Below are 15,539 nucleotides of genomic sequence, written 5' to 3' on the forward strand. Positions count from 1 at the left end.
CCGGTTTTAAACAGTATAACATGAAAATTCAATTCTGGTCGGTAGGTAAACCACATGAAACATTTGTGCAAACCGGCATTGAAGATTTTACCCAACGCATTCAAAACTATTTTTCTGTTGAATGGGTGATCATAAAACCGGTAAAAAATGCAGCCACACTGTCAGTATCTGAATTAAAAAAAGAAGAAGCCGCCAAGCTTCTTAATATTTTACAAAAAGATGATTATCTGATTTTGTTGGATGAAAGAGGGAAACAATTTACCTCCGTTGCATTGGCCGAATTTTTGCAACAAAGAGCCAATGCAGGTCATAAAAAAATTATTTTTTTAATTGGGGGCGCATTTGGTGTGGATGATGTAATTTTAAAACGTGCTGATTTTGTGTGGAGCCTGTCAAAATTAGTTTTTCCGCACATGTTGGTACGGCTAATTTTAGCAGAACAGGTATACCGGGCATGTACTATTTTAAAAAACGAAAAATATCATCACCTTTAAATAGCTGCTAAATCATCTGTATGATTTCAATTACCTTCATCATCATTGCGGTTACTTGTATTGTTTCGTTCATTGCGTTTACAAATGATGCGCTGATGGACGAACTCATCTTCTACCCTCCGGCCATTACCCGGCAGCACCAATGGTATCGGTTTATTACCTGCGGTTTTATTCATGCAAATATTATGCACCTGGCTTTTAACATGTATGCATTTTATATGTTTGGTGAAGCAATAGAAAGTTTTTTTGTGACCATTTTTGGAGATAGAGGCAAACCCTTGTTTTTGATATTGTATATCAGTTCATTGGTGGTATGTTTATTACCTACCTATTTTAAAAATACAGATAACAATTCATACAGAAGTTTGGGTGCATCGGGTGCTGTATCGGCAGTAGTGTTTGCTTTTGTATTTTTAGCGCCTACACAACCATTGGGTTTAATCTTTATTCCTATTGAATTTCCGGCATTTATATTTGGCGTAATTTATCTTGGCATATCAGCCTATTTATCAAAAAAAGGTGGCAGTCGAATTAACCATTCCGCCCATTTTTGGGGAGCCATTTATGGGATTGTATTTTTGATTATTACCACCAGATTTCTTAGCCCATTTAATCCTGTAAATCATTTTATTAATGAAGTTACCGGCTATTTCAGATAGGTAATTTTAATGCAGTTGTTTGATGTAGTAAACAAACGAAAACGATTATCGGCACGGTATCCAATTACCCAAATAATTTTTTTATTCATTTCTAATACCCAAACAGCCTCCTTTTCAGGGACAGATAACTTTAAATCTATTAAAAACCGACTGATTTTCTTTTTGTGTTGCATGCCAAAAGGATAAAAATAATCGCCTGTTTTCCATTTCCTTAAAATCAGCGGAAACTGAATGGCAGCCGCATCTACTACAATACTTTCCGGCGAAAGTTGGAGGTTTTTGGGTTGCTTCATATGCTCAAAATGCAATTTCCCGTTCGCAAAAGCTACATGATTGATAAAAGCAGGTATAACAATAAAATCTGCTGCTAATACTGTTAATGATTGTATAAGCAACCAGTTTCTGTTCCTGATAAACCGATGGGTTGGAGTTTGCAGGATACTTCCATTCTGTGCATCCAGTATTTTTTCAACTTCTACTATTTGTTGCGGCGTGCATCCAAAGGGCTTACACAATTCCCATAAAATGGTTTGAAAAGGAATTGTTTTTTTTAATAAGGCAATGGGAATTTGATATCCATCTTTATTGGGTATCAATAATTTTTTTCGATGTAAATCGATAGCCTGCTGATATAAACCGGTAGCTTCTGAAAAACGCCGAATGTTCTCAATAAGCACTGTTTCAATATTGGGAAATTGTTGTTGTAGTATAGGAAGGAGTTGCAGCCTGATAAAATTTCGGGTATAATGATCGCTTGCATTGGATGAATCTTCCACCCAACGAATATGATTTTGCTGCGCATAGGCCAAAATATCTTTTTTAAAAGCAAATAAAAGTGGTCGGATAATTTTAGTATTTTTAGATGGAATACCCTGTAAGCCTTCAATGCCCGTACCTCTGAAAAAATGATGTAGTAATGTTTCAATGTTATCATTAGCATGGTGTGCAGTTACAATAACAGCATTGAGTTTTTCAGAAAAAAATGAATGGCTTAATAATTCATAAAACCATTGGTAACGTAGCTGCCTTGCTGCAAGTTGTATAGAAACTTTTTCAGTTGCTGCAAATTTTACGGTATCTACCCTGTTCAAAAAAAATTTTGTTTGGTAGTGATGAGTGGCTTCCTGCACTATGCGTTCATCTCTATAACTTTCTTCTCCTCTTAACTGAAAATTTACATGTGCCACTGCTAATGTAAAACCCATTTTATGCAGTAAATCAAGCAATACCATACTATCAACTCCACCACTCACTGCCAACAATATGGTGCAGTTTTGTGGGTGCAGATAGGAAAATTTTTTTTCCCATTCTTGCTGAAATGCATGCAGTAAATCCATAAATATCAATTAATGCCTCCATACATTGAAAAGCATGCTATGCTTTTTTCATTTCTTTTGCCCAGGTATCTTTAAGACCAACCGTGCGGTTAAATATGAGCTTTTGCGGGTAGGAATCTTTATCGAGACAAAAATATCCTTTACGCATAAACTGATAACGCTCTGCAATGTTTGCATTCTGTAAAGCGGGCTCAGCAAATACTGTATGCATCACTTCTAAAGATTTGGGATTGAAATAATCTTTAAAATTGCCTTCGGCAGCATCCACATTTTCCACGGTAAATAACCGATCGTACAACCTTACTTCTATGGGTACAGCATGCGCTACACTTACCCAATGCAAGGTACCTTTTACATGAATACCGCTGGTATCGTTGCCGCTTTTACTTTCCGGCAAATAAGTACATTTTAATTCAGTTACATTTCCGGCGGCATCTTTTATTACTTCGTTGCACTGAATTATATAGGCGCTCTTTAACCGTACCATTTGTCCGGGTGCTAACCTGAAATATTTTTTGGGTGGCTGTTCCATAAAATCTTCCCGTTCAATATACAATTCGCGACTAAAGGGCATGGTGCGAAGTCCGGCATTGGGATCTTCAGGATTATTTTCAGTTTCAACCCATTCGGTTTCATCAGCAAAATTGGTAATGGTAATTTTCAAAGGATCAAAAACAACCATTCTGCGAAGCGCTACTTTGTTTAAACGCTCCCGTACATAAAATTCCAACAAACCAATGTCTACCAGGTTCTCTCTTTTGGCAACACCAATGCCATCGCAAAAATCGCGAATGCTTTCAGGTAAATATCCTCTGCGGCGCATGGCACTGATGGTTGGCATACGGGGGTCATCCCAACCGGCTACTAATTTTTCATTTACCAATTGCAATAATTTTCTTTTACTCATTACCGTGTAAGAAAGATTACGGCGAGCAAATTCGTATTGATGTGACGGGTAAATACCTAATTGCGCAATAAACCAATCATATAACTCCCTATGCGGAACAAACTCTAATGTACAAATGGAATGTGTTATATTTTCAATGCTATCACTTTGTCCGTGTGCAAAATCATACATAGGATAAATACACCATTTATCTCCTGTACGATGGTGGTGTGCATGTTTAATGCGATACATTAAAGGGTCACGCATGAGCATATTGGGATGTGCCATATCTATTTTAGCACGCAAAACCTTTTCGCCATCCTGATATTTTCCATTGCGCATTGCTTCAAAAAGTTGCAGATTTTCTTCTACACTTCTGTTGCGATACGGGCTGTTTATGCCCGGTTGTGTAGGGGTTCCTTTTTGTGCAGCAATTTGCTCACTGGTGCTGTCGTCTACATAAGCCAATCCTTTTTGAATTAACTGAACAGCAAATCCATACAATGTTTCAAAGTAATCGCTGGCATACAATTCATGTTTCCACTCAAAGCCCAGCCACCGAATATCTGCTTTAATGCTTTCTACATATTCCGTATCTTCTGTTATCGGATTGGTATCATCAAATCGTAAGTTGGTGTATCCGCCATATTTTTTTGTAAGTCCAAAATTCAGGCAAATACTGGTTGCATGCCCCATATGCAAATAGCCATTGGGCTCAGGAGGAAATCGGGTAATAATTTGTTTGTATTTACCCGATGCCAAATCTGCTTCAATAATCTCTTCCAGAAAATTTAAACTTTTTTCTTCGCTCATACCTCTGTTGGTTGTAGTGGACAAATGTACGTTATACACGTATATAAAACTTGCTGCAAGCCTTTGTTCAATGATTTATACCCATTGAATGCATTATAGAAAATTCGCTTTAAAGCACTTTTAACCTATTATATTAAAATTGTTAAAACCATATCTAAAAGCAGCAGAAAGCCTATTTTGCAATTCTAATAAGAAACTGCGTATTACAAATTGATGAATCAGCACAAATATATTTTTTTGCTTTTTGTTTTGTTTTTCCTGCAGCAAACTACTATTGATGCACAAAGCGGTGTTTGTTCCTTAAAAGGGCAAACCCCTGCCAGCGCTTTCCCGGTTTGTGGAGTTAAAACATTTACACAAGGCTCTGTTGGTATTTGCGGCAATACACCCATACCCGTACCACCTTGTAATAATGCATTTATAGCCACCAATAAAAACCCTTATTGGTATAAATTTACCTGTTATCAGTCGGGCACACTGGGCTTTTTAATTACACCCAATACATTAAGTGATGATTATGACTGGCAAATATTTGATATTACAGGTGTTGACCCCAATACTGTATTTACCGATGCTTCGCTTTTTGTAGCCTGCAACTGGTCGGGTGTTGGCGGTTTAACAGGCACTTCCGATACCGCATCAGCAGCCAATCAATGTGCTTCGCCCACCACCTACGCACAAGGCGGAGTTTCGCCCTTTAGTAAACCACCCAATATTATTGCAGGGCATATCTATTTGTTATTGGTAAGCCATTATACTGACAGCCAAAGCGGATATAGTTTATCATTTTCTGGTGGTACAGCCAGTATTACAGATCCAAACATTCCTACTTATATAAAAGCTTCAGGTATTTGTGGTGGCAAAGAAGTGTATATTAAATTAAATAAAACGGTTCAATGTACTTCTATTGCTGCCGATGGCAGTGATTTTACACTTTCTCCGGCTGCCACTGTACAATCTGCCTTAGGTGTTGGTTGTAATAATGGCTTTGATACAGATTCCATTATTGTTCAGTTAAATTCACCGCTTTCTCCTAATATTTACAGTATTCAACAATTGATGGGTTCTGATGGAAATACGCTGTTAGATAACTGCTTCAATGCGGTACCGTTGGGTACTCAATCTTCTTTTACCATTACTTCGCAACAATTGGTAAAAGCCGATTTTGCTTATGCCATTCATTATGGTTGCCACTCAGATACCGTTCAATATACTTTACAGGCGCAAAATGCTACAGATTGGTTATGGACTTTTGATAATGTAACGACCAGTACCGATGCAAATCCGGCAATTATTTATCCGAGTCTGGGGCAAAAGCAAATTAAATTGGTGGCATCTAACAGCGTTTGTGCAGACAGTATTTTTAAAACCATTGTATTGGATAATTATCCGCCAAAAGCATTTTTTATAGCACCCGATTATATTTGCCCCAATGATGCCGTAAACTTTACAGATTCAAGTGTGGGGTTGATTACAAAATGGTATTGGGATTTTGGCAACGGACAAACAAGTGGATTACAAACGCCACCTATACAAAATTACCCCAACACGAACCGAACCACCAATTATCCGGTTCAATTAATCGTTACTGACACGGCAGGTTGCACCAGCACCTATACCAAACTGCTTAAAGCAGTTTCAAATTGTTATATAGCCGTACCATCGGCCTTTACTCCAAATGGTGATGGCTTAAATGATTATTTATATCCGTTAAACGCATACAAGGCCATTAATCTGCGCTTTGCAGTATACAACCGTTTTGGGCAAATTATTTTTCAAACAACCGACTGGACACAAAAATGGGATGGCACTGTGAATGGTTTAGCACAACCAAGCGGTACTTATATCTGGACATTGAATTATACCGATAGCCAAACCGGAGAAAAGTTTGCTTTAAAGGGCACCACTGTTTTAATCAGGTAAATGATAGGTTTCCAAGAAATGAGTAGCGGCCATCATATCGTTATGCAGTACTCTGTCTTTTTCATTAAAAGGAACTACTTTTCTAAAATCGGATACTACTTTTTCAATGATAGGTGAACTGGTTTCGGGAAGTCTGAAAGTTAATGCCTGCACTGCAGTTAACAATTCTATAGCCAATATTTTTTCTACATTTTGAATTACACGGTAACATTTGGTTGCTGCATTGGCTCCCATGCTTACATGATCTTCCTGATTGTTGGATGAAGAAATACTATCTATACTGGCAGGGGTACACAATTGCTTATTTTCACTAACAATTCCGGCAGCAGTGTATTGGGGAATCATAAAACCACTGTTTAATCCCGCATCTTTAACCAAAAACAAAGGCAAGCCCCGTTGCCCACTAATTAACTGATATGTTCTACGTTCACTAATATTCGCTAACTCACTCATGGCTATGGCCAAGAAGTCTAATCCCAACGCCAATGGCTGTCCGTGAAAATTCCCTCCGCTTAAAATAGCATCCTCATCAGGAAAAATATTTGGATTATCCGTTACCGAATTAATTTCACGTGTAAAAGTTTCCTGTACAAAATGCAATGTATCGGCAGTCGCACCATGCACCTGGGGTATGCACCTAAACGAATAAGGATCCTGTACCTGATGTTTTTTTTGAAGTGCAATAGGGCTATCCTGTAAATATTTTCGCAATGTTTCAGCGCATGCAACCTGTCCGCTATGCGCTCTGATTTGATGAATCAGTGACTGCAAAGGTTCAGTTGTACAATGAAACGCATCGAACGAAATGGATGCAATAAAATTAGCCCATTGCAACAAATGATACGATTGATGAATACAATATACCCCATAAGCACTCATAAACTGAGTACCATTAATTAAAGCCAAACCCTCTTTACTTTGCAAAGCAAGCGGCTGCCACTGCAATAATTCAAAAGCTTTAGTTGTTGGCATTTTATTGCCTTTATACTTTACTTCACCCAATCCAATTAAAGGCAAACTTAAATGGCTAAGGGGAGCTAAATCTCCGGATGCTCCCAAAGAACCCTGGGTATACACAACAGGCAAAACAGCTGCATTATACATATCAGCCAGGCGTTTAACGGTAGCCCATTGTACACCGCTATGGCCATACACCAACGATTTTATTTTCAGCAACAAGATTAATTTCACAATGGCTTCCGGCACTTCTTCACCCATTCCGCAGGCATGAGACATTAACAAATTATATTGTAATTGTTCTATTTTTGCTTTATCTATTTGCACATTTTGCAAATAACCAAAACCGGTATTAATACCATAAAATGCAGCCTGCGCATTTTGCATTTTCTCATCTAAATAATTACGACATCTGATTACTTTTTCCTGAGCATCTTTGTCAATATGCAGTTCAAACTGCTCATGAATGGTAGTAGCAATTGCTGAAAGTAAAATCCACTCGGTGTTTACAGTAAAAACAGGCAACTTCATATAGCAGCATTTATTGCGTAAATGTAAGGCAAACTAATATTGAAAATGTATTTGAGTGTAATCAACACAATAAATGTTCTGTCAATTAAAAAAGAAAAAACGGCTTCAACAAAAACATTAATCGTTCATGGTTTTATTGTAATGTATATTTGTTACCTGTCATTCATCTTTTATTTCTGAACAAAAGCTGTTACATGATGCTACCTAATTCCATGCGGGCATTGCAGTATAGAAATTTCAGACTATACTTTGGCGGTCAGGCAATATCACTGATTGGCACTTGGATGCAAAGGATAGCTGTAAGCTGGTTAATGTATACTTTAACATATTCTGCCTTTATGCTGGGTATTGTAGCCTTTGCAGGACAAATACCAACTTTACTGCTATCACCCTACGCCGGCAGTTATGTTGACAGGCATAGTCGTTATAAAACTTTACTATTTACGCAAATCGCCTCTATGATACAAGCAGGCATTTTAGCGGCATTGGTAATAACAGGTACCCATACAGTCAATAGCATCATTGTATTAAGTGTATTGTTGGGTATCATCAATGCTTTCGATACACCAGCCCGACAATCTTTTATGATTGTATTGGTTGAAAAAAAAGACGACTTGCCCAATGCTATTGCTTTAAATTCAAGCATGGTTACATTGGCACGTTTAGCCGGGCCGGCAGTTGCAGGCATATTACTCAGTAGTTTTGGAGAAGGTGTTTGTTTTTTCATTAATTTTTTAAGTTTTATTGCAGTAATTGTATCGCTACTATTCATGAAAATAAAAGTACCACCTGCCAAAACAATTAAGGAGCCCATCTGGGAAAATTTGAAAGAAGGTTATCTGTATTTACAACATAGCAAAGGCATCCGATCGGCTATTTTATTAATGGCCTTAATCAGTTTTTTTGTTATGCCCTACAATACATTATTTCCGGTATATGCACAACAGGTATTTAAAGGTAACGTAACCACATTTAGCTGGCTAAATAGTATTGCCGGTTTAGGAGCATTAATGGGTGCTGTTTATGTAGCCACTCTAAAACCCGGTAAAGATTTTTTAAAAATTATTACATGGTCTAATGTATTAATATCTGTTTGCATTATATTTTTTTCATACATGCAAAATTTATGGATTGCCTTAGCCATTATTATGTTGGGCGAAAGTGGACTGCTGGCATTAATTGCATCTACCAATACCTATATACAAACCCATGTTGAAGAACGGATGCGAGGCAGAGTAATCAGCTATTATGTAATGGCATTCCTGGGCATTCAGCCCATTGGCAGTTTAGTAATTGGATATTTAGCGCATAAAACCAGTGCACCATTTACTTTGTTGCTGGAAGGTATTGCAGGAATTATTTCGGTTACTGCTTTTATTCCTGCATTTAAAAAAGCCGGCATGGGTAAGGTGATGAACCCTGCCATTGAAAAATATATTCCAAAAAATCCGTTTAAATAAAAAACTGAGTTATAAAAGTACAATGCTGAATTAATTTCAGTTTCAGTCAAAAAAACCTCATCGGTTTGGATGAGGCCTTTAAATTTGATGTGGTGATTCGGATTGGATTCGAACCAATGACCTACTGCTTAGAAGGCAGTTGCTCTATCCAGCTGAGCTACCGAACCAAATGATTAGGGCGCAAAACTAAATTTTAATTAGTTTGCATCCAAACACATTTCAAAAAATGGACGTAAAAATTGAAAACAGTTGGAAAGAACAGTTACAAAAAGAGTTCACTAAACCCTATTTTTTGCAAATTGTAGCCCATTTAAAAACAGAAAAAGCTACCGGAGCTACCATTTACCCACCCGGTAGTTTAATTTTTAATGCGTTTAATACTACCCCATTTCAGGAAGTAAAGGTTGTCATCATCGGGCAGGACCCCTATCATGGGCCACAACAGGCTATGGGCTTAAGTTTTAGTGTTCCCAATGGTATTACCCCACCACCCTCTTTACAAAATATATTTAAAGAATTACAAAACGATTTAGGTATGCCCATCCCCTTAACTGGCAACCTCACGCCCTGGGCAAAACAGGGCGTTTTATTGTTAAATGCCGTATTAACAGTGCGTGCTAATGAAGCGGCCAGCCACGCTAAAATTGGCTGGATGAATTTTACCGATGCTGCCATAAAAAAAATTTCTGAACAAAAAAAAGGAATTGTTTTTTTGCTTTGGGGAAAATTTGCGCAGGAAAAACAACAATATATTGATGCTAATAAACATTTTATTTTAAAAGCGGCTCATCCTTCTCCACTTAGTGCCCATAACGGTTTTTTTGGATGCAGGCATTTTAGTAAAACCAACGAAATATTAATGAAACAGGGCAAAACACCCATTGACTGGAAACTTTAAATGATAAACCAACATTAAAATGCAATATTTAAAAAACTTTTTTGCCCGTATCTGGGCTTTTTGGGGAATTGTATCCTTCATTGTTACATTTTTAATTTTTTACATACCCTCTATGCTATGCTATGCCATTCCCGGCAAAAGCGGACAAAAAATTTTTATTGATCTTTCCCGCTATTGGATGAATATCTGGTTGCCGTTAATTGGCTGCCCATTAAAAGTATATGGCTACGAAAATTTTGAAAAAAACAAAGCCTATATCGTTACCTGCAACCACAATGCATTGTTAGATGTGCCGCTTTCAGCACCCTATACCCCATCGCCCAATAAAACCATTGCAAAAAATTCATTTGCAAAAATTCCCATATTTGGATGGTACTATAAAAAAGGTTCAGTGCTGGTTGACAGAAAAAGTGAGCGTAGCCGTATACACAGTTTTGAAGAAATGAAGAAAGTTTTAAAAGATGGGATGAACATGTGCATCTTCCCCGAAGGAACCCGAAACAGAACCAACGAACCGCTTAAAAAGTTTTATGACGGTGCTTTTAAACTGGCTGAAATAACCAAAGCGCCGATTATTCCTGCTATTATTTTCAATACCAAAAAAGCCATGCCTATCCATAAAAAATTTTATTTATGGCCACATAAATTAGCCCTTCATTTTTTACCTCCGGTTGAGGCAGATGAATTATCTGCTCAGGAATTAAAGGAAAAAGTATTTTCAATAATGAAGGATTATTATACAGCCAATGAAGCACATCCCTTCAAAAAATAAATTGATTATTGGTTGTAATTTGAAAAAGTTCGGGAACGGTTAATGCGCAAATCGCGTAAAATACCCGATTTAGGATTGAGTGTAATACTGAACGAACGCCATAAACCAATGGGTGTAACATTGATAGACATTTGCCAACAGTGCATTTCGCGTGTTAAAAACATGCTTAATTGTTGTAATTTACCGGCATTAAAATCAAAATACCCGGTGCCGCCTACTTTCCATTTGGTGGTTAAACTAAAATCGCCCTGAAAGTTTACGTTCGAGGAAATCAGTGTGTTAAATTGATACCTGCTTAAAGAATCAACCTGCAATTGCTTCGAAAAATTGAGTGAATACGACAAAGAGAGTGTCCATGGAATATTAAAATCGGTATACTCGGCCGGATTACTGCGCACATATTGCAGTTGCATTTGCTGCTCTTCCGGAGTCATAAAAGGATCAACAGGTATCTGGCTTTTCGAATCTTTTCCATCCTTCGATTTGCTTTTAAACTGCGTGGAAATGGCAATATTGCCACCCGTTAACCTGCCTAACGTGGGATGATTCCCACTCCACGTAAACACATTTTTCCTAAAACCAAATTGATCCACCTGATAAGGGTCTAAAATAGCACTGGCCGTAATGTTTATTTTATCGAATAAAGTACTTCGGGCATAAATATTAAATGGTGCCAATGCAAAACTATCGGCTAATAAATTGTAAGATGAGTTAAATCCAAAACCATCTAATATTTTTATTTTTTTAATGCCGTTATTGCTGGTATCGGTTTTGCTTTTCACTTTCATCTCCAATAAATTATCTACTCCAAAACTAATTCCACCAAATGCACCTTCAGGAAATGCACCGGGCAGCACTCCATCAAACTGCGAAAAACGAAGTACATGGCCAAACGTATCTACCTTCATGGAATAATAAAATTTGCCATTCATGTTTGGCGAATAGTTTAAGGCAATAGTTGGCCTTATTTCATGCCGAATGGCCTGAATACCGCTAGAATGTTTAAACTGATACGTTCCAAAAATACGGGTGCTGGCGCTGATGCCATACGTCATTTGCCGGGCAGCAAAAAAACCTTTTCGCATACTGGTATCTAACCGGTTGTTGATACTATCCCAATTACGAAATATTTTTTGTCCATACCATCTTTCCTGATAAGATACAGATGGACTTAATGTAACGGGCCCCAATTGTGGTAAAGTTAAACTGATAGGAATATTGTGTGTAAATCCATACTGTGCCGTATCTAACAAGCGCTTAAAACTAAAAGTTGAATCATAAAAAGAAAGCTGGTTGGTAAAGTTGCCGGTATAACCAATACCAATACTCTCCCACCATTTTGGGGCGCCAACTTTCTCCTTTTTTTGAAAAGGATAAAACGTATTTACATTATAGTTAATGGTGGGAAGGTTTAAATTTACAAGACCTGTAACACTATTCTGATTATGGTTTAAGTTAACGGAGATATTCGATTTTCCGCCAAAATCTTTACTGTAACTAATGGAAGAGCTTAACTGATTCTGAAAATTTTGAAAAGGATTGTTTAATAAATACTGGTTAAACTTAGTGCTGCCAAAATTTACATTGGCGCTAAAAGTGGTACCCGGACGGGCTTTGTTATCGCGGGTATGTGTCCAGTTAATCATGAATGATTTGGATGTATTATACTCTTGGGGTGTCAGGTAATTTTGATTCAATGCCTTGGTACTTTGAAAGGTAACATTCAATGCGCCCTGATAATGATAGCGCACATAATATTTTGGATTTACATTAATTAAAAATCCGCCATACGAATATAAATTTGCCCGGGTGGTTACATCAAAATTGTCGTTTAAAACTTTATAATAGCCCAATCCTTCTAACCCAAGCCCAAAATCCTGACTCACAACAAATTGCGGCGGTAAAATACCCGAATGCCTGCCGGTTGATAAGGGATAAATACCAAACGGAATACCAATAGGAATAGGCACACCTTCAAATTCGGGAGATGCCGGACCACTTACTGCAATTTTATTGCTGATCATTTTCAGCTTGCGTGTTCTGAAAGCAAAGTGCGGCGTATCTAAATTACAAGTGGTAAACCGGCCTCTGTAACCATAAAAAATATCTTTCCCTTCTTTTTTTAATACATCGGCATGCACAAACAATTCGCCTTCATTAAAAAAGCTGTTGGTGGTGCGACCCTTCATGGTTTTTAGGTTAAATAAAATAGAATCACTGATCGATTTTGAATCGCCTTGCGTTAATTTGGGCTTGGTATCTAAATTCGTGGAAGTATCATTCAATCCATAAGCCCTTACCAATTGCGATTGCTGGTTATAATTAATGATGGCCGCCTGCAATTCTATATCTTTATATTTTGCATCTGCCTTGCCATATAAAATGAATTGTTTGGATGGAATGAGCAATACACCCGAATCAGCAGCGGCATAATGCACCGGTGCATCTAAAGAGTCTTTGGAAAGTTGCAGAGTGTCAGTTTTTGCAATACCACTGGAATCTTTGGAAATACGTGAACTGTTGTTTTTGCCACGTACAACCACCGTATCCCCCAATTGTTGAGTTGTATCAATTGTTGGAATGGTATCAGAAAATGCTGTTAATGAATTGAAAAAAAATTTGGGGGGCGTGTTAAAAGCATTCAAATTCATTGAAATCAGGAGTATTATGCCAAAAGCTATACTTCCCGCAAGGGTTTTTACGTTAATTTTACCGCGTAATCTCATAATAACTGGAGCAAAAATAGGTGCTTCACATTAAATAGTTCTATTACTATAATTCCTTTAACGTTTGAACGAATGATAAAAAAAATTGCAGTACCTGGATTGATAAGTTTTTGGTGTATTTTAATTTTTGCATCTTTTACCTACCCCATTCAAAAAAATGCCCAACAACCGGGCCCAAAACCGGTTTTAAAAAGAATTGTAATTGATCCCGGGCACGGTGGCAGTGATTTTGGTGCTTCAGGTAAATATTCTCACGAAAAAGATATTGCATTGGCTGTTGCATTGAAATTAGAAAAAGAAATTCATCAACAAATGCCGGATGTTGATGTATATATGACAAGAACGACCGATGTGTATGATAACGTTAAAGTGAAAGCTATTAAAGCCAATCAGGCAAAAGGCGATTTGTTTATTTCTATCCACTGCAATTATGGAGATCCTATCCGTCATAGTGAATTTATTGGTTATAAAACAGAAACCTACCACAGAAAGGGGAAAAAATATACCAGAAAAGTGAAGGCTTATAAAACTTATACAACGCCAAACCCTGCTAAAGGCACTGAAACTTATATCTGGGGTGTAGATAAAAACGATGATAAAGAGAAAGCATTGAGAGAAAATGAATCTTTATACATGGATAATACACTGGCCAATGAAATGAAGGATTTTGATCCAAATGATCCTGCAAAAATTGTATTGTATTCCTTAAAAACACAACAATATGCAGAACGCAGCCAGAGTTTGGCTTTAACGGTAGAAGATGAGTTTACAAAAATGGGCAGAGTAAGTCGCGAAGCCAAACAGCGAGGAAAAGGTATTTGGGTTTTACAGGCGGTAGCCATGCCGGCTATTTTGGTAGAAACCGGCTTTCTTTCCAATCCGGAAGAAGAAGATTATTTAAACAGTCAAACCGGACAACAGGAAATTGCAGAAGCCATTGCCAGAGCCGTAAAGCGCTACAAATTTTCTTTAGAAAATAAAATGCAGGTAAATGGCACTGCACAAAACCCAAAATAATACTACTTTCCATAATATTAAGCTTCCATAATAACCCTTAGATTTGTGTTTATGAAGATTTCGAACGAAACAAAAGTAGGTGCACTAACTGCTATTGCCATTACTTTGCTGATATTGGGTTTTAATTTTTTAAAGGGGCATAGTGTATTTAAAACTGGCAATTTTTTATATGCCAAATATCCCAATGCAAAAGGCATCATGGTATCTAACCCTGTTTATATCAATGGCTATCAAATTGGTAGTGTTTTTGATATTGAAAATGCTGACCGCGATTTAAAAAGTATCATCATTGCCATTAAACTAAAAAGTAGTTATAATATTCCTAACAACTCGGTTGCCTCTATTAAAGAAGGTTTTTTAGGTGCCCCCAGTATTGATATTCAGTTGGGCAACAGCAATACTTATTTACAATCCGGTGATACATTACTAACCAGCTCTAATCCCGGATTACTGGGCCAGATAGGCGATAAAATCAATCCCATTAGTGCACAGTTAACCACTACTTTACATGCTTTAGATAGTGTACTCAATAACATCAATACCATTTTCGATCCGCATACCAAACATAATTTGCAAGAAGTTATTGCCAATATCAATAAAACTACCGCAAGTTTAGCTATATCGTCAATTGCTATTCAAAAAATGCTGGACCAGCAAAGTGGAGCTATTGTGCAAACTATGAATAACGTAAACAGCTTTACCAAAAACCTTAGTGCTAATAATGAAAAAATTACACAATCGCTTACGCATGTAGAGGCTGCTACCCATCAATTAGCTGATGCTGACATGAAAGGTACTATCACAGAATTAAAAACCACTATTGCCAATTTAAACGGCACACTCAATAAAATCAATTCGGGCAATGGTTCATTGGGTTTGTTGCTGAATGATAAACAATTGTACAATAATTTGAATAATACGGTTCGTAGCGCCAATATTTTAATGGACGATCTGAGAGCACATCCTAAACGATATGTAAACATTTCTGTTTTTGGCCGAAAAGACAAGTCGGGACCGTTAATGGCACCATTAAATGATACTTCAGTTCAACAACAGCATAAATAAA

12 protein-coding genes and 1 tRNA gene are annotated in these 15,539 nt (G+C 37.3%); 8 read left to right on the forward strand and 5 right to left on the reverse strand.

Features of this window, described 5'->3' with window-relative positions; genetic code table 11:
• Positions 1-20 precede the first annotated feature (20 nt).
• Positions 21-494 (forward strand): 23S rRNA (pseudouridine(1915)-N(3))-methyltransferase RlmH, encoded by a 474-nt coding sequence (locus A0F92_RS02410; protein ID WP_068241295.1) that lies wholly within the window; start codon positions 21-23, stop codon positions 492-494.
• Positions 495-514: 20 nt separating this feature from the next.
• Positions 515-1,153 carry a rhomboid family intramembrane serine protease gene (locus A0F92_RS02415; protein WP_253810071.1) on the forward strand — a complete coding sequence of 213 codons (639 nt, stop codon included), beginning with the start codon at positions 515-517 and terminating at the stop codon, positions 1,151-1,153.
• Here A0F92_RS02415 and tilS read toward each other — a convergent pair.
• Entirely contained in the window at positions 1,141-2,490 is a 1,350-nt protein-coding gene (gene tilS / locus A0F92_RS02420; protein ID WP_068241297.1) for a tRNA lysidine(34) synthetase TilS, read from the reverse strand. The genes A0F92_RS02415 and tilS overlap by 13 nt on opposite strands.
• Before the next feature lie 37 nt (positions 2,491-2,527).
• The gene (locus A0F92_RS02425) at positions 2,528-4,189 is read right to left on the reverse strand and encodes a glutamine--tRNA ligase/YqeY domain fusion protein (protein WP_068241299.1); all 1,662 of its coding nucleotides are present in this window, start codon (positions 4,187-4,189) and stop codon (positions 2,528-2,530) included.
• Positions 4,190-4,426: 237 nt separating this feature from the next.
• Between A0F92_RS02425 and A0F92_RS02430 the strand changes: the two genes are divergently transcribed.
• Positions 4,427-6,112: a T9SS type B sorting domain-containing protein gene (locus A0F92_RS02430; protein WP_253810073.1), complete on the forward strand. Its 1,686-nt coding sequence runs from the start codon at positions 4,427-4,429 to the stop codon at positions 6,110-6,112.
• Here A0F92_RS02430 and hutH read toward each other — a convergent pair.
• On the reverse strand, positions 6,101-7,600 hold the full coding sequence (gene hutH, locus A0F92_RS02435; RefSeq protein WP_068241303.1) for a histidine ammonia-lyase: 1,500 nt from the start codon (positions 7,598-7,600) through the stop codon (positions 6,101-6,103). The genes A0F92_RS02430 and hutH overlap by 12 nt on opposite strands.
• A gap of 194 nt (positions 7,601-7,794) precedes the next feature.
• Here hutH and A0F92_RS02440 point away from each other — a divergent pair, with 194 nt between their 5' ends.
• Positions 7,795-9,060: an MFS transporter gene (locus tag A0F92_RS02440; RefSeq protein ID WP_068241305.1), complete on the forward strand. Its 1,266-nt coding sequence runs from the start codon at positions 7,795-7,797 to the stop codon at positions 9,058-9,060.
• A 90-nt stretch (positions 9,061-9,150) separates the two neighbouring features.
• On the opposite strand, the gene A0F92_RS02445 is transcribed toward A0F92_RS02440, so the two are convergent.
• A tRNA-Arg gene (locus A0F92_RS02445) sits at positions 9,151-9,227 on the reverse strand.
• Between the two features lie 59 nt (positions 9,228-9,286).
• Between A0F92_RS02445 and ung the strand changes: the two genes are divergently transcribed.
• Together ung and A0F92_RS02455 are read left to right on the forward strand one after the other, a co-directional pair.
• Positions 9,287-9,958: a uracil-DNA glycosylase gene (gene ung, locus A0F92_RS02450; protein ID WP_068241307.1), complete on the forward strand. Its 672-nt coding sequence runs from the start codon at positions 9,287-9,289 to the stop codon at positions 9,956-9,958.
• Between the two features lie 19 nt (positions 9,959-9,977).
• Complete coding sequence (locus A0F92_RS02455; protein WP_068241309.1) at positions 9,978-10,730, forward strand: lysophospholipid acyltransferase family protein; 753 nt, start codon at positions 9,978-9,980, stop codon at positions 10,728-10,730.
• Between the two features lie 5 nt (positions 10,731-10,735).
• Here the strand turns inward: A0F92_RS02455 and A0F92_RS02460 are convergent, their stop codons facing one another.
• Entirely contained in the window at positions 10,736-13,381 is a 2,646-nt protein-coding gene (locus A0F92_RS02460) for a putative LPS assembly protein LptD (RefSeq protein WP_253810075.1), read from the reverse strand.
• A gap of 147 nt (positions 13,382-13,528) precedes the next feature.
• Between A0F92_RS02460 and A0F92_RS02465 the strand changes: the two genes are divergently transcribed.
• Together A0F92_RS02465 and A0F92_RS02470 are read left to right on the forward strand one after the other, a co-directional pair.
• Entirely contained in the window at positions 13,529-14,473 is a 945-nt protein-coding gene (locus A0F92_RS02465) for an N-acetylmuramoyl-L-alanine amidase family protein (RefSeq protein ID WP_068241313.1), read from the forward strand.
• Positions 14,474-14,524: 51 nt separating this feature from the next.
• Complete coding sequence (locus A0F92_RS02470) at positions 14,525-15,538, forward strand: MlaD family protein (protein ID WP_068241315.1); 1,014 nt, start codon at positions 14,525-14,527, stop codon at positions 15,536-15,538.
• Position 15,539 lies beyond the last annotated feature (1 nt).

The organism is Hydrotalea flava, assembly GCF_001623405.1.
Lineage (GTDB): Bacteria > Bacteroidota > Bacteroidia > Chitinophagales > Chitinophagaceae > Hydrotalea > Hydrotalea flava.